At 67.4% G+C, this 23,712-nt stretch carries 25 protein-coding genes and 2 pseudogenes; 10 read left to right on the top strand and 17 right to left on the bottom strand.

The features are described 5' to 3' along the window. Positions 1-97: 97 nt before the first annotated feature. Positions 98-1,240 carry an LGFP repeat-containing protein gene (locus ACIGKQ_RS24245; RefSeq protein ID WP_396575106.1) on the top strand — a complete coding sequence of 381 codons (1,143 nt, stop codon included), beginning with the start codon at positions 98-100 and terminating at the stop codon, positions 1,238-1,240. Between the two features lie 42 nt (positions 1,241-1,282). On the opposite strand, the gene ACIGKQ_RS24240 is transcribed toward ACIGKQ_RS24245, so the two are convergent. The 6 genes from ACIGKQ_RS24240 to pheA all read right to left on the bottom strand — a co-directional run bounded on the left by ACIGKQ_RS24240 (position 1,283) and on the right by pheA (position 5,098). Next, the gene (locus tag ACIGKQ_RS24240; RefSeq protein WP_328716073.1) at positions 1,283-1,801 is read right to left on the bottom strand and encodes a hypothetical protein; all 519 of its coding nucleotides are present in this window, start codon (positions 1,799-1,801) and stop codon (positions 1,283-1,285) included. Positions 1,802-1,835: 34 nt separating this feature from the next. Next, a complete protein-coding gene (locus ACIGKQ_RS24235; protein WP_235723269.1) occupies positions 1,836-2,414 on the bottom strand; it encodes a helix-turn-helix transcriptional regulator in 579 nt (192 codons plus the stop codon). Then, complete coding sequence (locus ACIGKQ_RS24230) at positions 2,411-2,689, bottom strand: hypothetical protein (RefSeq protein WP_235723268.1); 279 nt, start codon at positions 2,687-2,689, stop codon at positions 2,411-2,413. Before ACIGKQ_RS24230 ends, ACIGKQ_RS24235 begins: the two co-directional genes overlap by 4 nt. A gap of 32 nt (positions 2,690-2,721) precedes the next feature. Beyond that, entirely contained in the window at positions 2,722-2,829 is a 108-nt protein-coding gene (locus tag ACIGKQ_RS24225; RefSeq protein WP_235723267.1) for a DNA cytosine methyltransferase, read from the bottom strand. A 644-nt stretch (positions 2,830-3,473) separates the two neighbouring features. Beyond that, positions 3,474-4,148 (bottom strand): histidine phosphatase family protein, encoded by a 675-nt coding sequence (locus tag ACIGKQ_RS24220; RefSeq protein ID WP_235725724.1) that lies wholly within the window; start codon positions 4,146-4,148, stop codon positions 3,474-3,476. Further along, positions 4,148-5,098, bottom strand: a complete 951-nt coding sequence (gene pheA, locus ACIGKQ_RS24215; protein ID WP_287014786.1) for a prephenate dehydratase — start codon at positions 5,096-5,098, stop codon at positions 4,148-4,150. Before pheA ends, ACIGKQ_RS24220 begins: the two co-directional genes overlap by 1 nt. 141 nt (positions 5,099-5,239) lie before the next feature. Between pheA and ACIGKQ_RS24210 the strand changes: the two are divergent. Continuing rightward, positions 5,240-5,993: pseudogene (locus ACIGKQ_RS24210) on the top strand (DUF2470 domain-containing protein). A 33-nt stretch (positions 5,994-6,026) separates the two neighbouring features. Next, a complete protein-coding gene (locus ACIGKQ_RS24205; protein WP_287014784.1) occupies positions 6,027-6,833 on the top strand; it encodes a CPBP family intramembrane glutamic endopeptidase in 807 nt (268 codons plus the stop codon). Between the two features lie 10 nt (positions 6,834-6,843). Here ACIGKQ_RS24205 and ACIGKQ_RS24200 read toward each other — a convergent pair whose 3' ends face one another. Then, positions 6,844-7,527, bottom strand: coding sequence for a DUF4873 domain-containing protein (locus tag ACIGKQ_RS24200; protein WP_235725713.1), 684 nt, complete (start codon positions 7,525-7,527; stop codon positions 6,844-6,846). Further along, positions 7,524-8,438 (bottom strand): diiron oxygenase, encoded by a 915-nt coding sequence (locus tag ACIGKQ_RS24195; RefSeq protein ID WP_235725712.1) that lies wholly within the window; start codon positions 8,436-8,438, stop codon positions 7,524-7,526. The genes ACIGKQ_RS24200 and ACIGKQ_RS24195 overlap by 4 nt, the downstream gene beginning before the upstream one ends. 164 nt (positions 8,439-8,602) lie before the next feature. On the opposite strand from ACIGKQ_RS24195, the gene ACIGKQ_RS24190 reads away from it, so the two are divergent. Then, positions 8,603-10,075, top strand: a complete 1,473-nt coding sequence (locus ACIGKQ_RS24190) for an LCP family protein (RefSeq protein ID WP_396575105.1) — start codon at positions 8,603-8,605, stop codon at positions 10,073-10,075. 90 nt (positions 10,076-10,165) lie between these two features. Next, positions 10,166-10,711, top strand: coding sequence for a ferritin (locus ACIGKQ_RS24185; protein WP_235725707.1), 546 nt, complete (start codon positions 10,166-10,168; stop codon positions 10,709-10,711). Between the two features lie 13 nt (positions 10,712-10,724). On the opposite strand, the gene ACIGKQ_RS24180 is transcribed toward ACIGKQ_RS24185, so the two are convergent. The 5 genes from ACIGKQ_RS24180 to ACIGKQ_RS24160 form a co-directional block, all read right to left on the bottom strand. Further along, entirely contained in the window at positions 10,725-11,645 is a 921-nt protein-coding gene (locus ACIGKQ_RS24180; protein ID WP_396575104.1) for a DUF5926 family protein, read from the bottom strand. A 60-nt stretch (positions 11,646-11,705) separates the two neighbouring features. Continuing rightward, positions 11,706-12,497: a glycerophosphodiester phosphodiesterase gene (locus ACIGKQ_RS24175; RefSeq protein ID WP_235725705.1), complete on the bottom strand. Its 792-nt coding sequence runs from the start codon at positions 12,495-12,497 to the stop codon at positions 11,706-11,708. Further along, positions 12,494-13,453 carry a DUF4328 domain-containing protein gene (locus ACIGKQ_RS24170; RefSeq protein ID WP_396575103.1) on the bottom strand — a complete coding sequence of 320 codons (960 nt, stop codon included), beginning with the start codon at positions 13,451-13,453 and terminating at the stop codon, positions 12,494-12,496. The genes ACIGKQ_RS24175 and ACIGKQ_RS24170 overlap by 4 nt, the downstream gene beginning before the upstream one ends. A gap of 83 nt (positions 13,454-13,536) precedes the next feature. Continuing rightward, positions 13,537-13,872 (bottom strand): rhodanese-like domain-containing protein, encoded by a 336-nt coding sequence (locus ACIGKQ_RS24165; RefSeq protein ID WP_235725737.1) that lies wholly within the window; start codon positions 13,870-13,872, stop codon positions 13,537-13,539. Positions 13,873-14,314: 442 nt separating this feature from the next. Further along, positions 14,315-15,163, bottom strand: coding sequence for a S49 family peptidase (locus tag ACIGKQ_RS24160; protein WP_235725703.1), 849 nt, complete (start codon positions 15,161-15,163; stop codon positions 14,315-14,317). A 53-nt stretch (positions 15,164-15,216) separates the two neighbouring features. On the opposite strand from ACIGKQ_RS24160, the gene ACIGKQ_RS24155 reads away from it, so the two are divergent. After that, positions 15,217-15,969 (top strand): VOC family protein, encoded by a 753-nt coding sequence (locus tag ACIGKQ_RS24155; RefSeq protein WP_235725702.1) that lies wholly within the window; start codon positions 15,217-15,219, stop codon positions 15,967-15,969. Between the two features lie 7 nt (positions 15,970-15,976). Here the strand turns inward: ACIGKQ_RS24155 and ACIGKQ_RS24150 are convergent, their stop codons facing one another. Both ACIGKQ_RS24150 and msrA read right to left on the bottom strand, forming a co-directional pair. Beyond that, positions 15,977-17,047, bottom strand: a complete 1,071-nt coding sequence (locus tag ACIGKQ_RS24150; RefSeq protein WP_396575102.1) for a winged helix DNA-binding domain-containing protein — start codon at positions 17,045-17,047, stop codon at positions 15,977-15,979. Between the two features lie 4 nt (positions 17,048-17,051). Beyond that, positions 17,052-17,768, bottom strand: coding sequence for a peptide-methionine (S)-S-oxide reductase MsrA (msrA, locus tag ACIGKQ_RS24145; protein WP_235725698.1), 717 nt, complete (start codon positions 17,766-17,768; stop codon positions 17,052-17,054). Between the two features lie 131 nt (positions 17,769-17,899). On the opposite strand from msrA, the gene ACIGKQ_RS24140 reads away from it, so the two are divergent. Together ACIGKQ_RS24140 and ACIGKQ_RS24135 are read left to right on the top strand one after the other, a co-directional pair. Beyond that, the gene (locus tag ACIGKQ_RS24140) at positions 17,900-18,052 is read left to right on the top strand and encodes a hypothetical protein (RefSeq protein WP_235725692.1); all 153 of its coding nucleotides are present in this window, start codon (positions 17,900-17,902) and stop codon (positions 18,050-18,052) included. Positions 18,053-18,246: 194 nt separating this feature from the next. Further along, positions 18,247-18,876: a superoxide dismutase gene (locus ACIGKQ_RS24135; protein WP_235725690.1), complete on the top strand. Its 630-nt coding sequence runs from the start codon at positions 18,247-18,249 to the stop codon at positions 18,874-18,876. An 81-nt stretch (positions 18,877-18,957) separates the two neighbouring features. Here the strand turns inward: ACIGKQ_RS24135 and ACIGKQ_RS24130 are convergent, their stop codons facing one another. Continuing rightward, entirely contained in the window at positions 18,958-19,707 is a 750-nt protein-coding gene (locus tag ACIGKQ_RS24130) for an energy-coupling factor transporter transmembrane component T family protein (protein ID WP_396575101.1), read from the bottom strand. Then, entirely contained in the window at positions 19,704-21,764 is a 2,061-nt protein-coding gene (locus ACIGKQ_RS24125; RefSeq protein WP_396575107.1) for an ABC transporter ATP-binding protein, read from the bottom strand. Before ACIGKQ_RS24125 ends, ACIGKQ_RS24130 begins: the two co-directional genes overlap by 4 nt. 270 nt (positions 21,765-22,034) lie before the next feature. Between ACIGKQ_RS24125 and ACIGKQ_RS24120 the strand changes: the two genes are divergently transcribed. After that, positions 22,035-22,559, top strand: coding sequence for a peptidase (locus ACIGKQ_RS24120; RefSeq protein ID WP_235725684.1), 525 nt, complete (start codon positions 22,035-22,037; stop codon positions 22,557-22,559). Positions 22,560-23,106: 547 nt separating this feature from the next. Beyond that, positions 23,107-23,712 (top strand): annotated as a pseudogene (locus ACIGKQ_RS24115) (IS21 family transposase); the annotation flags it as partial.

Below are 23,712 nucleotides of genomic sequence, written 5' to 3'. Positions count from 1 at the left end.
ACCGCCCCATCACGAAACTCCCGGTCGTACTTCTTCCGCTTCTCTGGCATCGTGCTCCTCATTATCGATGCCTCTACGGTTCGGGGGGAACCTCATCGTGCTGTCTGACGGCATCAGCCGCCGCCAGCAGTTCCAGGGCGGCCACATCTACTGGTCGCCGGCTACCGGAGCGCACTCGATCCAGGGCGCCATCTACGACAAGTGGACAGCCCTCGGCGCCGAGACCGGGGTGCTGAAGTTCCCGACCTCGGACGAGGTCGTCGCGCCCGACGGCACGGGCCGCTTCACCACCTTCCAGGGCGGAGCCATCTATTGGCACCCCACCACCGGGGCGCACCCGGTGTACGGGCCGCTGCACATGTTCTGGGGTCTCTCGGGCTATGAAGCCGGACCGTACGGTTACCCGACAGGTGACCCGGTCTACACCGGCGATAACGTCTCGCAGACATTCCAACGAGGAACGATCCAACTGTGGGACGGCCAGCTCGGCGGCGTTCACCAGGTCGACGAGTCCGATGAGTTGACCCTCGATGACACCTGGATTTTCCCGGAGTATCCCGCGTGGCCGCCCACGCCAGACACCTTCGCGGACTGGAACACCGTCGATGATCCCGACGGCTCTCTGGCTGAGCAGAATCGCCAGGAAGCGGTCATGGTCGACAACGCCCTGGCCACCTTGGGGGGTTATGAAGTTACCCGGTACCTGTGGAAGCACATGTACGAAGACCCGGGCATCGCCGTCACACTGGCACCGAGCACCATCGACGAGTGGATGGAAGAGTCGTTCACCGGGATCGACGGTTTCACTGCACCCGCGCTGGTGCGGTCTGCCAATCGTGACCGGACTGTCGCCACCGCCATCGAATATGCCGATCGGCTCAACAAGCCCTTCAAAGCGACCTTCATCGCGATCGACAAGGATGATGAGGGAGTTGAGCGCAAGCGCTGGATTCTGACCCGAGGGCTGTCGGGCAGTGATCAGTGGTACGCGGCCGGCAGGTACTCGATGTCGGCGTGCACATCGGTCATCGCACGGCCGGGTCCGGCGGGCCAGCATCCGATCAAGCTGGTGCAGCAGGCACACACCTACGATGTCTACGATTTCGACCCCGAGTACACCAACTCGCTTCCGGTCGATTTCGCCACGGAGATCGCGTTGCGCGGGTTCCGGCTCGGCATCAACAAGTGGTTCCAGGTCTTCGGACATGGCAGTCAGATCGCGTGGGAAGGCCTGCGCTAGCAAGCCAGTAGCCGAGTCGCCGGTTGCGCACCGGTGGCTCGGCTACGTCCCGCTGTAGACCACGAACACCTGTGTATGTGACGGGGTGGAGTTCAGGACAATTGCCTGTTCAGCCTGGGTCAGAGATTGGTCGGGATTGCGGGCACTCTGGGACCGGCTGATCCGCGCGCCACCGCCGGCGGGGCAAGCCAAACCGAGCTCGGTGAGATCGTCGCCGGCCCACGGTGAGGGAATAGACGCGCACGGCAGATCCTCGAACTGCGACAGCCCGCTAGTGAAGTCCGCTGCTTGCAACGTCCGGAACTGATCGGTAGGCCCGTCGTACCGGATGGCGAACGCTGAGGAGCCGACCGAAGCCACCGGCCAGACATATCCTTGGGCGAACTCGAAGCCGTCGGGGACGTGCATACCTCGTCGTTCGATGCGTTCGGCAGCGCCGTTCGCGTCGATGCTCTTGCGGTACGGCGTTTCTTGAAACCCACATGCTGCTACAAGGGTTCCGGCAACCACAGTACAAATGAGGAACATCAGGGCCGAACGAGTTCGACGGTAGAGGCGCAATCTCTCTCCTGAGTAGGTAGCGAATCGGCGGGTGTCAGCGGGGTAGGTGGTCGGGGTTGGTGTGCAGCCACAGTGTCCAGGCGGCGGTGGTGGTTGTGGTGAGCCACAGTAGTGCGATGTCGTCGGTGGCGAACCAGTGGCCGCCGCGTAGGGCGTGGGCGGTGGCTGGGGTGGCCGGCAGGTGGCGCAATAGGTGGGCGAGGTCGTCGACGGCGGTCAGTTCGTGGTCGGTGAGGTCGTAGATGTCGGTGTGCAGGGTGCGCAGTCTGGTGCGTAGGAAGTCCGGTGCGCGGCCGAGGTGTTCGCCGAGGATGGTCCAGAACTCGTCTTTGGGTGAGCGCAGCGGCAGGTAGGTCAGCAGGCGGCCGAGTTGATAGAGCGCGGCTGCGGCGTCGGGGTCGCTGCGGAGTCGTCCCTGGTGCACCGAGGTGGGGTCGACGTCGTCGATGCCGTGGTGGGCCAGTGCGGTGACCAGGCTGGTGGCGGTGGCCGGTTTGGGGGCGTTACCGCCCTCGATCGAGGCGACGGTCATGCGGTGCACGCCGGCGGCGGTGGCCAGTTGTTGTTGGGTGAGGCCAGCCTCGGTGCGGGCGTGCTCGAGGTAGGTAATCACCGGTCGCTGTGCTCGCCGTCGATAGGCTCACCGTCGCGGGGGTCGGCGGCCGGTAGCGGGGTGACGTCAATGCTCCAGCCGGTGCCGTCCGGGCCACAGAGCACCATGCCCTCGGGATAGGTATCGAGGATGTACTGGGCGGCTGCGGCGATCGCGGAGTGGGTGACATCGCGTTTACCGGCGAGGAAGGCATTGCCGGCGGCGTTGAGTGTGCCGGCGTAGATCTTCTGCGAGAGCGGTTGATAGCTGACAGCGACCTGGCGGGACGTACTCACGGTGCTGGTCCTTTCCGGGGTGGTGGGGTGGATTATGCCGCCACCGTGGTGGGGCTGGTGGACAGGCTGGCGGCGACGCGGTGGCCGAGGAAGGTGGCGACCGGTACGGCTACGGCGTTGCCGATCTGGCGTTTGACCACTTTGGCTTGGGTGGTGGCGGGGTCGCGCTAGGACACGGCCCACCATTGCGTGACACCGTCTGCGCGGCATCCTCGGCCACCTCCCGATCAGCGTGGGCAGACATCGCATCGATCGGCCGCGCGGTGTCAATCGTGTAGGTGCCCACCATCTCCGGGTCGCCGCTGGACACCTTCGTGCGGTCGTAGTGACACCGCATCTTCCACGGCCGCCGTACACCCATCGCCGCCACCCTTCGCTGTCGTCATCGGAGTCGATCACCGAGCATGCTACCTAGCATTTGTGATAGATGCTAGGTATCATTACGTGTGAAAGATGGTCGATGGCAGAATGGAGTGCGGGATGACCAGCACTGCGACAGAGGACCCGCTAGCGCCTCGCGACTACTCGACCAGCAGTTGGTCGAGTAGTCGCCAGCGGTTGGTCGCCCTCGACCAGCGGTTGGCGGCCCTCGCCAGCGGTTGGCGGCCATCGACCAGCGGTTGGCGACCCTCGGCCAGCGGTTGGTCGAGTAGTCGCCAGCGGTTGGCGGCCCTCGACCAGCGGTTGGTGGCCCGCCGACGCCCATAGTCGGTGGTCGAGTAGGCACCGAGCCCCTGGGCGAGGCGCCGTATCGAGACCAGTCCCGCCGGACCAACGACGAGAACTACCCCATCGGATCGGCGGACGGCTCGGTCACCAGCGGTTCGTCGATGCGCGGACCGAACGGGCCGGCCACCGCACCCCACCGGTGCAGGCGCCACAATCCGTCGACGAACTCGAGTTCGATGGAACCGGTGTTGCGCAGGTGTGTCTCTGCGGCGAAGCCGGGGTCGACACCGGCCAGGCGGGCCGCGATCAACCGGATCGCCGCGCCGTGACTGACCACCACGACATCGCGTTGATCAGCCCCCTCGAGATGCCCCGCGCGCAGGTCGTCGATGACCGGTAGGTAGCGGTCATAGACCATGGCCAGTGACTCGCCGCCGGGCAGCCGCGCTTCGAGATCCCCCCGATGCCACCGTTCGACGACGTCCTTGAACACGCCGTGGGCGTCGTCGTCGGAACGGTCCTCCAGGTCACCCACCTGGACTTCGTGGATGCCCTCGGCGACGTCGGGGTCCACCTCCCACACCGATCCGATCAGCTCTGCGGTCTGCTGCGCACGCCTGGCCACCGAACTCACCAACACCACGTCACTCGATCGCGGATTCTCCAGCGCATAGCGAACCCCTTGGCGCACACCGAAATCGGTCAGCGCGGCGCCGGGCAGGGCGGTGTCGAGGCGCCGCATGACGTTGGAGGTGGTCTCACCATGACGAACCAGATACAGCCGCGCCACTAGCGCACCTCCCCGCCGCGCAGACTCTCGAACCAGGCGACGCTGTCGGAGGTGTCGGGCGGCGGGGACCCCGTGGCGCGATCACAGGGCCACGAGCCCAGGAACACCACCCGCTCACAACGGCGGTACAACGCGCGCAACGCCTCCCCGACCGCGTCGTCGTCGATATGACCGACGGCGTCGAGGTAGAAGCGGTAGGAACCCGGCACGTCGCGCCGCGGACGGGATTCGATTCGCGTCAGATCGATTTCACGCGAGGCGAATTCGTCCATCGCAGTCATCAGGCTGCCCGGCACGTTCGGGAGGTCGAGGATCACCGACGTCCGGTCGGAGCCGGTCGCCGCGGGCGGCGCGGCCGGTGCGCCGATCAGCAGGAACCGGGTGTAGGCGTCGTCGGCGTCGGCCACCGCGTCGGCGAGGACCACCAGGCCCGACAACTCCGCCGCCAGCGAGGTGGTGACGGCCACGTCCGCCTTGCCGTCCGCAACGTCGGCGGCAGCACCCGAATTTGACGACGCGGTGACGAATTGCGCCTGCGGATAAAGCTTCTCGATGGATTCGCGCACCTGCGCCGCTGCCACCGGATAGGCCGCCACCGTGCGCACCTGTGACGGTTCCAATGGCGATCGCGCGCCGATCGTGAACGCGACGTCGAGCACGACCTCGGCGAACACTTGCACCCGCCCGGCGGTACCCGGCCCCGGCGGGACGAGCGCGTCGGCGGTGGCCGGGACCGCACCCTCCACGGAACTCTCGATCGGGACACAGCCGAAATCGGCCGCCCCGGCGCGCACCATCTCGATGGTGGCGGCCGGGCTCTTGGCGGCGATCTTCTCCACGTCACCTGTCGGGCGGGGGGCGCTTTGCCGCGGCAGCCGGGTGGTCAGCAGCCGGTCGAGGGCGATCTCGGTGAAGGTCCCCGAGGGACCGAAGTAGGCGAACACGGACACGACAAGAGCCTAGTCGAGCCGACGCAACCGCCGATCGACGTTCTCGGACCCGTCATCGAAAGGATTGACGAACACCGGATAGGTATTTAGGTTAGGGTTGCCTTAATAAGGACAAACCCGCCGATCGAAAGCGAGGAGCGCATGACTCGGGCACTCACCGACCGTCCGTCGGACGCCGAACTGATCCAGACCGCATGCCGCCAGGTCAGCGTCGCCACCCTCGCTGTCGAGGGCGCCGAGCCGACTCCGGTGAACGTGGTGCATCTGTTCGAGTCGCAGGCATTCGTCCTGGTCCCCACCGACGGCGACGCGGTGACATTGGCCGGTGACTGCCCCGACGGGATCGCCGCCATGGTCGAGGTCACCGATTGCGCCCCGATCGATCTGCGCGAACGGGTTCGGTCATTGGTCTGGCTCAACGGCACCCTGCATGCCGTCCCCACGAATCTGGAACGCGATCTGGCCGTGGAGATCGCCACCGAACACCCCGACGACGGGCTACTCGACCTGGGCCACGGCAGTTCGATGCTGCGGCTGCAGATCGACAGCGCCGTCATCGCCACCTCCGCGGGTGCGGCCTCGGTCCCGTCTGCCGAGCTCGCGGGTGACCCCGGACCCGTTCTGGGAGTACGAGGGCGACTGGATCGCACATCTGGATTCCGATCACGCCGACCTGGTCGGACAGCTTGTGCGGCGCCTGCCGCGAGACATGCGCGACGGCCGCGTTCGGCCACTCGGACTGGACCGGTTCGGTATCCGCTTCCGGATCGAGGGACGCGGCGGGGATTCCGACGTGCGACTGCCGTTCAAGCGACCGGTCTCCGATGTCCACGAACTCTCCCAGGCGTTGCGCACGCTCGCGGGTTGCCCCTTCCTGAACAGCCTGCCGGACTGAGACCGGAGGCGCCCGGCCCGTACGCTGGCCATCATGCGCGCCACGCTGAGATCGGTTGTGCACCCCGCGCGTCCGGCCGGGATCGCCGTCGTCACCGACCCCGTCGAACGCCGCGCACTCATCCTCGAGCTGGTCATCGTCGGCGCCCTCACCTTTGCGTTCTCCGCGATCTCGGCGGCCCTGTCGTTGGTGGAGGCACAGCTGGCCGGCGGCATCGGCAACACGACAGTCGCGCTGAATCCGTCACGTTCGGACCTGGGGTGGATCGACTTCGCCCGTCAGCTGATGAGCGCCCTGCGACTGTTCGCGATCGGCGGGCTGGGAGTGTACCTGCTGTGGCGCAGTGGATTTCTGCGGCTCGCCGGCCTCGACCGAGGGCCAACGCGACGCGACCTGCCCACCGGCGTCGGACTCGCCGCAGTGGTGGGGCTGCCGGGCCTGGCGCTCGTGGCCATCGCTCGTGCGCTGGGCGTCAACGCACACCTGGTCCCCAGCGAGGTCGACGGGGTGTGGTGGCGCTGGCCGATCCTGATCCTGCTCGCGGTGGGCAACGCCGCCGCCGAGGAGATCATCGTGGTGGCCTACTTCATCACCCGGCTACGGCAACTCGGTGCATCCGAGAATGCTTCTCTCGCCGCGAGTTCGGTGCTACGCGGCGGCTACCACCTGTACCAGGGTGTCGGCGCGGGACTCGGCAACGTGGTGATGGGACTGGTGTTCGGGCGGTTCTTCCAGGTCACCTCGCGGGTGTGGCCGCTCGTCGTGGCGCATGCGGTGATGGACATCGTCGCTTTCGTCGGTTATGCGCTGCTGCACGACCATCTGAGCTGGGTCGGCTGACCGATCGCTCTCACACCACCAGCGCGTCGAGAGCGTACGGCGGCGCGCCCACTCCCACGATCCGAACCGTACCGGCGGGGGTGACCTCGGCCAGCCGGGCACCCACCGGCTCGCCGCCGTCCATCGCGACGGCCACCGTGGTGACCCGGTTGTTCTTCCACCGTCGGACTTCGTCACCGAAAACCACGCCCGCCCAGTGGTATCGCCCGTCGAGTGGGTCGAGATGACCCGTCACCCGCACTCGCGCCGACAGCTCGTCGCCATCGACCGACAGCACCGCCATGCCGTCGACGACGTCGTCCTCGATGGATTCGACACCCACCCAGTCGTAGTCGTCGGGACGGAACCGACGCAGCCGCGACCTGCGACGCCGGGGCGTCCCGATGGCCGCCCACTCGTTCTCGATGGGCTTGCGCACGGTGAGCGAGTGCGCACCGACGACGGCGAGGTGCTCGAGCATCGACGCCACATAGTCAACAGCCCGTGGGTCATCGAGAAACACCTCACCGTCGCGATCCGCCGACATGAGATCGAGGTAGCTCCCCGCGGGCGCACTGCGCTCGTGCACCGCCACCCCGGCCCTCAGGGCATCGGAGACGATGTTGATCCGCACCGCCGAACGTCGGATGCGCGCTCGAAGGCGTTGCGCCGGCAGTCCGGTGCCGGTGACCGCCACCGTCGGATGGCTGCTCATGGCAGGAATCCGCCGCGCCGCCACCCGTATCGCGACAGCCGGCTCATCAGTCCGGCGTCCTCGAGAAACGCCGCGAGCGAGGCAAAGCCACGTATCTGCACCTCGTGAAAGTGCGGGTTGGCGCGCGCGACCCGCGCGGCGGCCCGGCCGTCGAGGCCGGCGCGGGTGTACATCGCCGGATTGGTGAACAGCCGCCGGAACAGCACCCCCGCCAGCGCATGTCCGTTGGCGGCCACGACCGTCTCCCACCGGCCGCGAGTGGGTGTGCGGCGCATGATGCCGTCCCGGGCGAAACCGATGTGCCTCGCTTCCTCGGCGACGTGGATCTGCATCAGCCGTGCCACGAGCGGCTGCAACTCTGGATCGTCGAGCATCTCGCGCTGCAGGGCGTCGAAGATCTCCTCCCCGACGAGGGCGGCCACCCACAGCAGGCTGCCGCGCAGCGCGGAGGGCAGCATCGTCATCACCGCCCGCTCCCACCACCGCATCCGGAACGGCCGGGCGCCCGACCATTCGATCGCCCGACCGAACATGACCATGTGCCGGCACTCGTCACCCATCTCGGTCAGCGCGTAATGCGTGGTGGCCGACGCCGGGTCCGCGGCCATCAGGCGATCGAGCAGCGTGCGGTTGAGCAGGTTCTCGAACCAGATGCCGACCGACAGGATGTTGGCCAGCTCCTGTCGGGACACCTCGATCCGCCGCTCCTCCGACAGTCCGGCCCACAGGTCGGTCCCGGCCAGCGTCAGCACCCGCGGCGGGAGGAAGTAGCGATCGGATTCGGGTTCGCGATCCCAGTCCAGTTCGACGACCGGCTCATACGACCGCTTCACCGACCCGTTGATCAGGCGTTGGGCAATTGCCACCCGCCCTGCGCCATCATGCCGCCTCACCTGCGATGTCGCTGGCATCGAACACCTCCTGGACCCCATCGTCTGTGATCTCCGACACTAGATCCGGGGTGGCTATGTGTCAATAGTGAATGTCACAGTGCTTGATGGATTGATTGTGTGTCCGCTCCACTCGGTCGCGCAGCGCGCCGGAACGCGAGGCGTCGATGCGTACATTGGATGAGATGAATGAGCCCGACCAGCCGATGATGCGACGGCGCGACGTCCCTGCAGGACCCGCCCCGCGCGCCGGCGACCGCGCTCGCAGACCCGTCCCATCTCCCCCGCGACATGCTTCCCCGCCGCCACCTTCCGCATCTCCCCCTCAGGGTTCGCCGCGTCGTCCACCGCCGCCCCATCCGGACGCCGGCCGGACCCGTCAGGCGCCCGGACCGCGTCGCAATCCGGTTCCCCCCAACCCGCCGGAGGCCACCGCGCACCTGCGCGACCGACGTGCCGACGATGCGCACTACCGACCCCCGCTGGCCTGGTCGGATGCGCCGGGTTCGGCGTCACCCGGCAACCGGCAGAGTTACGCGCCCACGCAGCGGCCCGAGCCCGTCCCCGCGGCAGAACGCATGCGACGACCGGTGCCCGCGCGTGCCGGGTCGTCGGCGCGCCACGGCGGTGATGGCGGCGGACCCCGACGACCCGGCGGCCGCTCCGGAACCGCCGCACCGAAGCCGCGCCGCCGTCGGCGACGACGACTGCGCGTCGGCCGACTGCTCCTGGTGGCGCTGTTGGTGCTGGTGGTCGCGTCGGTGGGTCTGGTCTTCTACTACGACAGCAAACTGCATCGCACCGATGCGCTGACGGCCTACGCCGGGCGCCCGGCCGACACCCCCGGCACCAATTGGTTGATCGTCGGCACCGATTCGCGAGCCGACCTCAGCGACGCCGAGCGCGCCGAGTTGTCCACCGGCGACAGCGACGGCTCCCGCACCGACACCATCATGATGGTGTACAAACCGCCGAGCGGTGATGCGATGCTGATCAGCATCCCGCGCGATCTGTACGTGCCGATCCCGGGACAGGGCTCGCACAAGATCAACGCAGCGTTCAACTTCGGCGGACCACAGTTGCTGGTGCAGACCGTCGAACAGCTGACCGGTGCGCGCATCGATCACTACGCCGAGATCGGTTTCGGCGGATTCGACCAGGTGGTCGACGCGGTCGGTGGGGTCAACATCTGCCTCGATCAGCCGCTCAACGACCCCAAGGCGGGTTTGAACCTGCCCGCCGGTTGCCAGGATCTCAATGGTCAACAGGCGCTCGGCCTGGTCCGGACCCGCGCCTTCCCCAACGCCGACCTCGAGCGCATCGAGAATCAACGCAAATTCCTCAGCGCCCTGATGGCGAAGGCCACCAGTCCCTCGGTCCTGCTGAATCCCTTCCGGCTCATCCCCTTCGTCAACTCCGCGGTCGATGCGGTGACCGTGGACGACGGCGATCATCTGTGGAATCTGGCCGGACTGGCCTGGTCGCTGCGCGGCGACCCGATCACCACCACCACTCCGACCGGTGGCAGTGAGTACACCTCCGACGGCGATTCGCTCGCCGTCGGAGACAACACCGAACAGTTCTTCACCTACATCCGCAAGGGCGCCGCGGTGCCCGCAGACCTGCTCTCCACCCAAGCCGGTGTCATCGGCGGCTGACGCCGGTCGGTGGTGAAATGTGCTGAGGCTCAACTCAGTTAGCCTGCGCTGAGCCGATCCCCGGATTTCGTGGCGCCTACTCTGGACGCCATGACATCGAGCACCGACGACACCGTCTTCCGGAAACTGCTGCACGAGCAGATCGGCAACGAGTTCGCCGCCGCACAGCAATACATCGCGGTCGCGGTCTACTACGACAGCAACGACATGCCGCAACTGGCCAAGCACTTCTACGCTCAGGCCGTGGAGGAACGCAACCACGCGATGATGATCGTGCAGTACTTCCTCGACCGCGACGTCGACGTGGAGATCCCCGGCGCACCGGCCCCACGGACCACCTTCGCCGACTACCGCGAACCCATCGAACTCGCACTGGCACAGGAGAAGTCGGTCACCGAACAGATCGTCGACCTGGCCCGTGCCGCGCGCGACTGCGGCGACTATCTCGGCGAGCAGTTCATGCAGTGGTTCCTGGCCGAGCAGGTCGAGGAGGTCGCCACGATGACGACCCTGCAGACCATCGCCGATCGTGCGCAGGGCAACCTATTCGATCTGGAGAACTTCGTGCAGCGCGAGATCAACGGGAACGCACCGTCGTCGGCGACACCGCCGCCGGCCGCCGGCGGGAACCTCTGATCCCCCGGAGATCTCAGCGCAGGGTGACCTGACGGCCGCGAATGCCGTCGCGCGAGCGCACCTCCGCGGTGGTCAGGTCGCCCTCGACCGCCAGTGCCTCGGTGAGCCATTCGTCGAACTGATCGAGCGCCGGCGCCCATTCCTCGTGATGGAGTTCGTTGTCGAGGTCGAATACCGGCACCAGTAGCCCGTGGGTGCGGAACGAACCGGCGAACCGCGACCCCTCGCCCAGGGTGAGCCGACCGGCCGCGTGCAACCGGGCGAGCGCGTTCATCACCTCGTCCTCCGGTTCGGGGCGCACCCAACGCAGGTGGGCGCGCTCGCCGGCGTCGACCCACCAGGGTGCGCCGATCCCACTCTTGGCGGACAGCCGCGCGCTAGGCATGATCGAATCCTTGGCCTGCTCGAGCATGTCGGCGAATTCGGCCGGGACGTCGGTACCCGGCGGGAACCACCACCCGAAGTCGTCGTGCACGACGATGTCGAGCTGGGTCTGCGGCGCGAGGACATCGGTCAGTGCCGGCGGCTCGTCGGATGGCCGGAAGTCGGTGTCCGGGGCGGCCTGCGTCGACCACACGAGCGCGTCGGCGATCTCCCGGTCGACGTCGTCGGGGTCCACCTCGGTCTGCAGCGCGACCACACCCTGCGGCCCATCGTCGGTGTTGCGGACGATCGCGCGCACCGCACCGGGCAGGATGCTGGCCAGCAGCACGCTGCGATCGGTTCCCTGGGTCAATGCTTCGGACCCGAGTTCCACTGTGGCCGAGGCGACGAAGGCGCGCATCGCCACCAGGTCGCATTCGGCGGCGAGTCCGGCGAATGGCCGCGGCGGCGGCGCCATCGCGGCCCGCTGACGCTCCTTGCGGGCGGCGACCCGCTCGGCGCGATTACTTCCCGGCCGCGGACCACTGCCGCGTTTGCTCTTCTTCGCCATGCGTCCACCCTCTCACGGTGTGGGCGCGCGGTGACCGCGGGCTGCGCGGTGGCGGGGCGGTCAGTCGACGGTGACGAGCCAGTCGCGCACCTTGGCCGGTTTGTTGGTGGCAACCCACCGCACACCGAGGTCGGCACACATCTGCACATCCGGCTGCTCGTCGACGGTCCAGCAGTAGGTGACCCGTCCGGCGGCCGCGGCACGATCGACGAGGTCCGGATTCATCCGCAACGTCTCCACCGAGGGGCCGATGCCGGTGGCACCCACCGCGGTCGCCGCGCTCCCACCGAGCATCCGAGCGGTGTCGCCGAGCAGGATCGTCGGCAGCATCGGCGCATGCCGACGGATTCGCCAGACCCCGGCTGATGAGAACGAGATGACCACGGCGCGACTGTGATCGGCCGACGGCGGAGTGGCGACACCGAACTCGTGCAACATCGCGAGGAGCTTTTGTTCGACGAGGCTGCCGTAGCGCACCGGATGTTTGGTCTCGATGAACAGCCGGACCGGCCGGCGCCAGTCGAGGGTGAGGGTGATCAGCTCCCGCAGCGTCAGCACGGACGCCGGTTCTGCGGCCGGGTGCCAACTGCCGAAGTCGAGTTCGCGCAGTTGGGCCAGCGACATCTCGCTGACCGCGCCCACCCCGTCGGAGGTCCGGTCGACGGTTCGGTCGTGCACGCAGACGAGTTCGTGGTCGCTGGTGAGCCGGACGTCGCACTCGAGGCCGTCGGCGCCCTCGGCAAGCGCGCGTTCATAGGCGGCCAGGGTGTGCTCGGGCAGGTCGGCCGAGGCCCCCCGATGGGCGACGACGGCGGGCTTCCCCGAACGGGAGACCTGCTCGGCGCCAGTCATGCGGCCATCACCCATCGGCGCGCCGGGACCGGATCCTGCTGCGAGGTCGCGAAAGTGCACTCGAGCCGGTCGGCCAGCCAGCGCGCGAACACCGCCGAACACGCGGCGGAGACGGTGACCGCCACCAAGCCGTTGGCACCGGTCTGGATCGATCCCGACCAGGTCGCGACCACCCGGGTCACGATCGCAGCCACCGCCAGCGCGTTCACGATCGCCCACGCGACCCACATGCGGGTCAGTCGGCGTCGGGTGCGGTCGCGGTCGAGGTCGGTCCGGACGTCGGCGGCCTCGTGCAGCAGCACGGCCACACCCAGCACGTTCACCAGCGGCACCACCGCCAAGAGCACGATCTGCCACCGCGGCCGTGGATCGCGACGATCAACGCAGCGGTAGGCCTCGGTACGCATGGCCATCACCCATCGCGCGAAGACGACGGTCGTGTACACGAAGCAGCCGAGTGCGAGCAGGCCACCGAAGATGACCAGGGTGGAGGTGACCAGATCCGTCCACGCCGGAACCGGCGTGGACCGGTTGATGATCAGCAAGACGTAACGCAGCAGGTGCGCGACTGCGGCCAGCCCGAGCGCGGCAGCCAGGACGTACAGCGCACGGGTCAGGGCATCGGACAGTGCGCCACCACGCGAGGCGGCAGCCCGCCCGCCGGTCGCGTTGCCCAGGCCCCCGTCTGTGAGTCCCCCGTCCTTGAGTCCCCCGTCCTTGAGTCCCCATTGCGGGATGTAGACGTAGCGCGGGATGTAGCGGGGCCGCGCGACGAATTCCGGTCGTCGAATCGTCGGAATCGCCTCGGGTGGACGTCGGGCCACCCACCGGACGTGTCGGCTCCGGTAGAGCCGGCCACTGCGCGGACCGCTCACCGGCGCCGGCCGTGACGGCGGTGCTGCCGGGGCTGGTGGTGCCGCCTGCCGCGGAGGCCCGAGCAGATCCGAGTCGAGCACACGGAGCGGACCACCACATCGGGGGCAGCACTCGCGTCCGGGGCGGTGGGGCGCCTGGATGCGGCACCGCGGGCAGAGGTCGATCATTGCGAGCCGGCACTCCCGGTCTCGACGGGCTTGCCGTTCTCGACCCACGCGAGCATGCCGCCGCGGACACAGCTGCCCTCGTAGCCCATCTGGCCCAGGTACTGCAGCACACGCATCGACCGCCCGCTGGAGTGACACACGACGAGCAACTCGGCGTCGAGGTCGATCTCACCCAGTCGCGCGGGAACGTCACCGAGGGGGATGTGCAGCGCTCCCCGGACATGCCCGGACGCCCACTCGTCGGGCTCGCGCACGTCGAGCAGCACGCGGTCGGTGTCGTCGGTGAAATCGTTCGGGAGCTCGGTCACCGCCACCTGTCGGATGTCGCCCATACTCACGGAACCATGGTGGCACAGCCGTCCGGTCGCGGGCGCGGATCATGCCCGGAACGCCTGTGCACAACTTCGACGCGCATGACTCGGATTGACACGGGCCGGACGCCGCACAACGGACTATGACGACCTGCATATATCTATCCACATGCCGCTTTGCCAAACCGATCGGAAGTGTGCATCGGCGACCATCAACCTGTGGATGAGACTGTGGAAATTGTGGAGAAACCCCGCCCGACCTCCGCCTCCGCTGTGACCGCTTTCACATGTGGTGTGATAGTCGTCACTGAAATGGTTGCTCAGTGTTACACACTCTTCACCAAAGTGCAGAGCTGGGTCACACCCGAAGAATCTTCCCCAACGTGCGCCATCCTGTGGATAACTTGGGGAGAACGGTGCACAACTGCTCAACGAGGCGGCCGAACCGGCCCTTCTGCGCAAGTCAGCGGAGTTCGGTTCTGATGGGCCGATCGAGCACTTCGAGGGCACCGGTCACCGCGTTCTGTACAACGTTCTGCACGCTCACCTGCCCGCCGAGGAGCCGCGCGAGCAGCGGCTTGGGTGCGTCGATCACAGTGATCTCCGCATCCGGGTAGCGCTCGGCGATCACCGACCGCATGACGCCGATCGCGTCGACCAAGCCCACTTCGACCGCGCGGCCACCCACCCACAGGTCACCACTGAACAACTCCGCGTCGGGCGCGTTCAGCTTCTTGCCCCTCCGCTGCCGCACCCAGCTGATGAACGCCTCGTGCAACTCGCCCTGCAGACCGCGCAGCCACTCGACGTCCTCGGGCCGCTCCGGCGAGAAGGTGTCGAGGCGGGCCTTGTTGTCACCCGCCGTGTAGAGCCGACGTTGGACACCGAACCGGGAGAGCACATCGGACAGGCCGAAACCCGAGGAGACCACCCCGATCGACCCGATCATGGAGGTGTGAGCGGCAAAGATCTCGTCGGCGGCGCAGGCGATCCAGTATCCGCCCGACGCCGCGACGTCCTCGCAGAAGGCGAGTACCGGCACGCCCTTCTCCGCCGACAGTTGCCGGATGCGTTCGGCGATGTACTCCGACTGCGCGGGCGATCCGCCGGGTGAGTTGATCACGATGACGACAGCCTTGACGTGCTCGGTGCCGAACGCCCGCTTGAGGATGGGCTCGACGCCGTCGGTGCTGATCCCGTGACGTCCCACGCCGGTCGGCCCGATCGGGCCGTCGAGCCGGACGACGGCAACCCGGTCCGCGCGAGAACGCGCCACACGCTTGGCGATCGATCTGAAGGGTCCACCGGTCATGCGGCCGAGTGTAATGCGCGGCCCCGCGCGCTCGACGGCCCTAGACTTTCGGCGTGCGAATCCGATGGCTCACGGCGTTCTTGGATTTCCCGTCCGACCAGTTCGGCGCCGAGGTGACGTTTTGGCGGGCGATCGCCGGCAGTACCGTGTCACCGCCTCGGGGCGAGCACCGCGAGTTCGCTTCGCTCGAACCGTTCAACGGGGATCCGCATCTGCGGGTCCAGCGCATCGACGAGGGGCCGGGCGGCATTCACCTCGACCTGCACGTCGACGATCTGGGCGCGGCAACCGATGAAGCGATCCGGCTGGGCGCCAACATCCTTCGCAGCAGCCTCGACACCGGGTGGGTGTCGCTGACGTCACCGGCCGGATTTGTCTTCTGCCTGGTCGCCTGGCAGGGGGAATCAGTACGTTCGCGACCCATCCGGTGGCCCGGCGACACGATCAGCATCATCGATCAGGTATGCATCGACGTGCCGCACGGCGCGTGGGACCGCGAAATCGAGTTCTGGTCTGCGATCACCGGCCGTCCGACGACGCCCACCAGCCGCCCCGAGCTGGTACGCCTGTCCCGCGACCCCGCCCTCGCGATCGGAATCCTGTTGCAACGCAACGGTCCCGACGATCCCTCCCAGACCGCGTCGGGCCATCTCGACCTGGCAGCCAATGCCGTCGAGGACGAGGTGGCGCGACATGAGGACTGGGGCGCCGAGGTCGTCGAACGCCTCGAGCAGTGGACAGTGATGCGCGACCCCGTGGGCCGCCGATACTGCATCACCAACCGCAACCCACGCACCGGGGACTGATCCGGCCTCAACCGTTTCCGTCGAGGAATTGCTGCAGCAGTTGAACTTCGGTTTCCAGATCGTCACGCTGCGATGACGACAGCTCGATCATCACCTCCAGGTGGACGCGCCCGTCGGCGATACGCCAGGACCCGGCCAGCCATCCGTCGACCAGCACGAACCCTGGCGATCGTCCGTTGGGAGTGCGCAGCCGGCCGAATCGCTCCTTCTCAGCGATCCGCCGCCGGTCGGCCTGCGCGACAAGCACATTGTCATACGGCGACAGCAGCCTGATCGGCGCCGGCCGATCGGCGTCGACGATGTCGAGACCCTCCAGGTCGAACAACCGCTCACCGTCGGGCCCGATGCGCTCCACGAGTTCCCAATCGGCCTCCATCTCCTCGACCAACGGCGTGAGCCTGGTCAACCCACACCAGCTCTGGATGCCCGCAACGGTGGCTGGGCCGAAACCGCGCAGATACAACCGGATCAGATCACGGCGCGCCTCATCGCCGGTAACCGCCGGCTCCCCCGAGCCGACCCAGTCGTCGAACAGCCGATACGTCGGTGCGGCCGACCCCCGCCACAACCCACGCGGTGGTACCTGGACCAGCGGAAGGGCGCACCGCGCCACCGCAACGAGAGTCGACGCCGGCGAGTCGGGATGACGTTCCTGCAGCGCACGGCCGAGTTCGGTACCCGACAACGACCCGCCCGCCAGCAACTCGGCGGCATCGGTCACGACATCCGCGGGCCGCACCCCGTTCAGCTTGCGTGCATGTATGGCCAGTTCCGCGTCGAGCGCCGGCTGCGCGAGCGGCCGTACCCAACGGGCGTCCTCGGCATCCATCAGGAAGACCGTGGACCGCAACATCGCCATCCGAACGACTTCGCGGTCGGTGAGCAGATCGTCGAGTTCGGACGGGTCGAAATCGGCGATGCGCGAGGCCAGTCCGAAGAACGGCACACGCGGGTCCTGCGCCTGCAGGCCCACGCACCGGTCGAGCACCTCGATGGCGTCCTCGGCGACTCGCTCCAGCAGGTGCTGGCGATGCAGCAGCGTCCGGTTCCACTGACCGGTGGTGATCTTCTCGGCCACCTGCTCAGGCGGCGGGATAACGCAGGCCGGTGGCGGCGTGGCAGCGGTAGCCGTGCGGGTTCTTCGCGAGGTACTGCTGGTGGTAGTCCTCGGCGTAGTAGAAGCGGCCGTCCCCGGCGTCGGCGAGCGGGCTGATCTCGGTGGCGATGGGCCCGAGCCCCGCCTGCCTCAGCACGGTCTCGAACTTCTCCGCGCTCTGCGCGGCGAGCCGAGCGTCGGCGTCGGTCAGGGTGTAGATCGCCGACCGGTACTGCGTCCCCACATCGTTGCCCTGCCGCATCTCCTGGGTGGGATCGTGGCTCTCCCAGAAGACCTTCAGGACGCCTTCGAGGTCGATCACCTCGGGATCGAACACCACGAGCACCGATTCGGTGTGTCCGGTGCGTGCGCTACATACCTCGTTGTAGGTCGGATTCGGCGTGTACCCGCCTGCGTAGCCGACGGCAGTGGTGTACACGCCGGGCAGCTGCCAATAGATCTCTTCGATCCCCCAGAAACACCCACCGGCCAGAATCACCGCCGACAGACCTCGGCCGAAGTCCCCGATGCCGAGATCGCCGTCGGGGAATTCCGGGTCGATCGCACCCCGGAGCGGGTGGTGCAGGAGCAGATGCTCATCGGCGACCGGGATTCCCTCGGCGCGACCCGGCAGCGCCCGTTCGGGCGAGATCATTTCCCGTTTGTGTGATCGCGAGGAAAGAAGCTGGTCAAGCCATGACATGAGTCCGATCCTACGCGTCGCCGGCGCCGCCACGGGTTGATGGATTTCGCAAGGTCTGCCTATCATGTCCCCCACGTCGGGGTTGTGATCATGGTCACTCCGGCTGGGATCAGCGACGACGAAGGGTGTTCATGGCAACGCACGCGAGTTCTGAACTCCGGCGGGCCCTCGGCTCTCGGCCGAGCACCCCGCGCGCCACCTATGACGTCCGGTCGGCGTGCGTCGGGACGGCCGCGAGCACCCTCGCACTGGTTGCCCTCCTCGTCCTGTTGATGCTGCTCTGAGCTACTTTTCCGGGCCGATTCTCGGCCCGCAGACTTCAACCACACTTGAAGTAGATTGTGCCGCAGTGTTTGCAATCGCCCATGTGGTGGGTAAGGGTGGAAGTACTCGCGCTACCCGACATCGGGCTCCGTTGTCCGATGCCTGTGATCCACGCGCGCAGTGACAAACGAGCAGCACCTCAGAGAGGATTATCGTGGCTGAATACACCTTGCCGGATCTCCCTTACGACTATGCGGCGCTCGAGCCGCATATCTCCGGCAGGATCATGGAGCTCCATCACGACAAGCACCACGCCACTTACGTCAAGGGCGCCAACACCACTCTGGAGAAGCTGGCCGCGGCCCGCGAGGACGGCACCATCGCCGACAAGGTGTACGGCCTGTCGTCGACGCTCGCTTTCCATCTCGGTGGCCACACCAACCACTCCATCTTCTGGAAGAACCTGTCGCCCAACGGAGGCGACAAGCCCGAGGGTGATCTGGCCGCCGCGATCGACGATCAGTTCGGCAGCTTCGACAAGTTCCAGGCACACTTCACCGCCGCCGCCACCACGCTGCAGGGCAGCGGCTGGGCGATCCTGGGTTACGACACCATCGGCGGCAAGCTGGTAATCCTGCAGCTCACCGACCAGAGCGGCAACATCCCCGCGGCCATCATCCCGGTCGTCATGCTCGACATGTGGGAGCACGCCTTCTACCTCGACTACCAGAACGTGAAGCCCGACTACGTCAAGGCCTGGTGGAACGTCGTCAACTGGGCCGACGCCGCGGAGCGCTACGCCACCGCGAGCAGCCAGGGCAAGGGACTCATCGTCCCGGCCTGACGCCCCGTCGGCAGCAGATGTGCAGCGCCGCCCGGTTCGGATCTCCGAGCCGGGCGGCGTTTATCTGTACGGGGGGCCTGCTCAGAGCAGGATCGTTACCGTGATCGCCGCGGCACACGCAACGCCGACCACCGCCAGCACCACCGCATCGGTGCGACCCGGCCGCGACGGGTAAGCCGCCAGCCGGCCGGTACCGCCGCGAGCGGTGATGGCCTCGGCCATCTCCGAACTGCGCCGCAACGCACTCGACATCGCGGCGGTGATCATGTCGAGCACGCCCATCTCCGCCGCCGGATGGCCGCTGCGCGGTGGCGCCGACGGCCGCAGCCGATGCGCCGCGCGCAGCATCCGCAGTTCGTCGATCAGCATCGGCATCCCCCGCAGACACAAAGCGATGGCGACAGCCCACTCGTCGACCGGTAGCCGGAAAATCCGCAATGGCCGCATCAGGGTCGCGATCGCCGGGGCGATGTCGGCCATCGGCGTCGTCCAGATCACCAGGATCGAACTCGCCACCAACACCAACCCGAGAGTGACCGCCCGCAGATAGACGATCAGCGCCGCCGGGCCGAACATCACGTTGAGCAGGCCGCCGGCGATGATCAGACCCCAGAACCACCAGGGCGGCCGCGGGATGGCACCCAACGGGATGCCGGCCGCAACCGCGGTGATCACCACGAACGCCGCCACCATGCCCAGCGACGGCCACGACGGCAGCACCCACGTCATCACGCTGAGCAGCAGCACGACGATCAGTTTCGTGCCCGCCCACAGACGATGAACCATGGAGTCGCCGGGCACCTGGCGCAGCGGGATCGTACGCACACTCATTCCGCAGCCTCCCCGGTTGCACGCTGAAACGACTGCTGCCCGGAGATCCCCGGGGCATCGACCACCGTCAACGTGCCGTCGGTGAGCCGAACCCGCCGACTGACCACCGCGTCGAGATCGGACAGATCGTGCGAGATGATCACGATCGTCATCCCCTCGGCACGCAGCCGTCCGAGCATCTCGACGATCTCGGCACGGGCATACGGGTCCACCCCAGCGAGCGGTTCGTCGAGGATCAACACCTTGGGTCGCCGCGCGATGAGCCCGGCGAGCACCACCCGACGCATCTGGCCGCCGCTGAGGGAATCGGTTCGGCGCGCGGCCATCTCACGCGGCAAGCCCACCGCCTCGAGTACCCGGGCGACCTCCGCGCTGCCGACCTCGATTCCGCCGGCGGCCATGATCTCGTCGCCGACGGTCTGCTTCTGCAACTGCAGGCGGGCGTGCTGGAACGCCAGTGCGACCTCCCCGACCTTGTCGGTACTCGGCGCGCCGTCGAGGGTCGCGGTCCCCTCCGACGGCCCGATCAGTCCGGCCATCACCCACGCCAGGGTGGTCTTGCCCGAACCGTTTCCGCCGACGATGAGCAGCCCGTCGCCGCGATGCACGGTGATCGACACGTCGTGCAGCGCGCGCACCGCCCACGGCGAACCGGCGAGATAGGTGTGCCCGACCCCCTGCAGCATCAGCAGCGGCTGCGCCGGCCGCGGACCGAACCCGCCGGCCTGCGCCACCGGCGTCGGCCGGGCCGGTTCCTCGACCATGCCGGGGCGCGGCACCCAGTGCGGCGGATGCGGGATCACCCGACCGTTGTGCAAGTGGATGATGCGGTCGGCGGCGGCGGCCTCGGCCCCCCGATGGGTGATCAGCACGACGGTCATGCCGCGCCGGCGCGGCAGATCGGCGAGCAGCGCCAGCAGTTCGTCCCGACCTTCCGGGTCGACCATCGAGGTCACCTCGTCCGCCACCAGCAGAGCCGGGTCACGCGCCAGGGCGGCGGCGATGGCCAGCCGTTGCTGCTGACCGCCGGACAGATCCGACGTCTCGCGATCCCCCAAACCGGCCAGCCCGACCTCACCGAGCAGACCCTCCACGTCCACCTCGGCGCCGAAGGGCAGACCCCACACGACGTCGTCGGCCACCCGCGAGCCGAGCATCTGGGTCTCTGGTCGCTGCAGCACCATCGCCGTGCCGCCGTGGCGTCCGAGACCGGCGGCGCCGGGCCGTGTCACCGAGCCCGTCGTCGGCGCCCGGCCAGCGAGGATCTTGGCCAGGGTGGACTTGCCCGACCCGTTCGCCCCCACCACTGCGACGAACTCACCGCTGCCCACCGATACGTCGACGGCGTCGAGCACCACCGGACCGTCCGGCCGGTAGCGGAACCCGACATCGGTCAGGTGCAGGGGCAACGGGCCCACCTGCGCCGATTCGCGATCCACGGTGCCCGCGTCCAGGGTGTCCTCGCTCGGGATGTCGGCGAGCCGGGCGATGACCCCGCCGAGCAACCACCAGGCCACCGCCAGCGACACCACGGTCCCCAACGCGCCGGACACCCACATCCACACCCACCAGTGATCGACCATGCTGGTGCCGAGCGAGTCGACGGTGTCGGCCAGTCCGGACAGCCCCGGAACCTGGTTGAGCAGTTTCACCAGGCCGCCGACGGTATTGCCGAGGGCCTCCAGAGCCAACGTGCGCAACGGCACCAGGATGAGCAGCAGCAGCACCGAGATCCCGCCGATCACCGGGGCAGCGACAAGTCCCGCGACTGCGAGGGTGCCGATGCCTCGGCCACGCCGTTTGGTGTCGCCGACGATGCCGCCGACCAGCGCCGACCCAAGCACCGTGGCCGCCGCCCCGGTGCCTGCCATCGCGAAACTGACCCCGGTGGCGGCCACCGACGCCGCGATCAACGCCCGCGGCCGGGTGCGCGCAGCGACCAGGGCCAGCGGGACGGGCGCCAACAACCCGACCGCCGTCGCCAGCGGCACCACAGCGGCGACCACGATCGCCGCGACCGTCAGGCCACCGAAGATCGCGATTGACGCCATCTCCATCGGGCGCAGCGGAACAGACTTACTCACCTCATCCAGTGTGCCTGGTGGGTCCGACGGTCCCGCCGTGTGTCCGCCTCATCACACCCAGGACGCTCGGCCGACGGCGTCCGAGCGTCCACACCCGGGTTACGTCGTGTAAAAGAACCGTCACAACAACCGTGTTCGAGTTGTCAGCACCGGCGTCGAGGTGGATTCTTCTTCCACAGGATCCGATTTTCGATCCGGATCCTCGTCCGGGAGTAAGAACCCTGTGGCAGAGGGAGATCAGTGATGACGACTTCCATACCCATCGGCCTGACGCCGTTCCACTTCGAAGGGGAACTCAACGGCATCCTGATCTCGGGTCGGTGGCCCGAGTCGACGCTCGAGTGGACGCAGACGCTGGTGGCCTCCGTCCGAATCGCGTGCCGGCCCGGCTTCCTGCCCACCACCACCATCTTCGGGGTCGTCGAAGAGCGTCCCGACGATGCCGACGCCGACGCGGTCGGGATGATGGTCGCGGTGGGCAATGTCGTCGACGACAGCTTCGTGGAGGCGGGCCGCTTCCTCACCAATCCGCCGGCGCTGGTGATGCTGCACCCGCCGTCGCAGACCCGACCGTCGTTGCCCGAGTGCGCCGACGTCGCCTCCGGATGCGTGCTGCTGCCCGGCCTGCCCGAACTCGGTCTCGAACACCGCGCCGGCTGGGCCGAGGCCGAGGCCGACGGCACGGTGGTGAATCTGCGCAACCAGGTCGGGATCGACCCCAACGCCGACCCGGACACCGCAGTGCTGGCGATGTTGCTGGCGGCCTGACGAGATCGTCGTGATCTGGCGTCGTGCGTCGCGAGTTCGTTTCCTGAGTTCGGCACGAGAACTCGACGTCTGCGTACACATGGGGTCATCGCCCGGCCCGGTCCCGCCGGCCGGCTACGTCCCCCCGTACAAAACGAACAGCTGGGTGCGCGCCGAGGCAAGGTTCAGAATGAGAGGACTCGGGCCGTGTCAGGATCGGCAGATGGCCTACCCCTACCGAGACTTCGGATGGCTCGCAATCGACTACCGGTGGACTAGTAGATGCTGAAAGGGCTCTGTTGCGCGGCGTTGTCGTTCAGCGCTCACAACACTTGGACCGTCATACCGGCATACCTCTATATAGCCAGTCTTTTAGCCGATAATCATCGTTTGTCAGCGGACATGAAAAACTGCCCATGGGCGGTCACGAAAGTGCCCGCTGACGGCCAATAAGGACTGCCCACTCGCGGTCACGAAGCTGCCCGTCGGCGGACACGATTTTGCCCACACCTGTCTCATCCGACGGCGCGTCTGCGCTGAGCGGGTCTCTCCCGTGGCTTCGATAGCGATGCCTAGTCGTATCGAACTCACTCACGGGAGAGGCCCAACTTGGGCGTCTGACGGAGAACTCACGGACATACTCAATGCCTACGACCTGACGGGGTCGTATCGGGCTGCCGCGCAGTTGTGCGGGTGCAGCCACCACACGGTCAAACGGGCGGTCGACGATCGTGCTGCCGGGTTGGCGCCAGCGGTGCGTCGCGCCCGGTTGATCGACAATTTCCTGCCGCATATCGAGCAGTGGATGCAGGACACGAAAGGAAAGATCCGCGCCGACAAGGCACACGAAAAGCTCGTCGCACTGGGCTATAGCGGCACTGAACGTACCACACGACGTGCGGTGGCGAAAGTGAAAGACCAATGGCGCCTGGGCAATACGCGGGTTCACCGTCCGTGAATCACCGAACCCGGGTTGTGGTTGCAGTACGACTTCGGTGACGGGCCGGTTGTGGATGGCCGCAAGGTCGTGTTGTTGGTGGCGTGGCTGGCGTGGTGCCGCTACCGGGTGGTCATCGCGCTGCGAGACCGCACCGCGCCCAGTGTGTTCGCCGGCCTGGACCGGACGTTCCGCATCATCGGTGGCGCACCGACCTATGTGTTGACCGACAACGAG

The organism is Gordonia sp. NPDC062954, assembly GCF_044543825.1.
GTDB classification, from domain to species: domain Bacteria; phylum Actinomycetota; class Actinomycetes; order Mycobacteriales; family Mycobacteriaceae; genus Gordonia; species Gordonia tangerina.
This window is presented reverse-complemented; position numbering and strand designations above follow the sequence as displayed.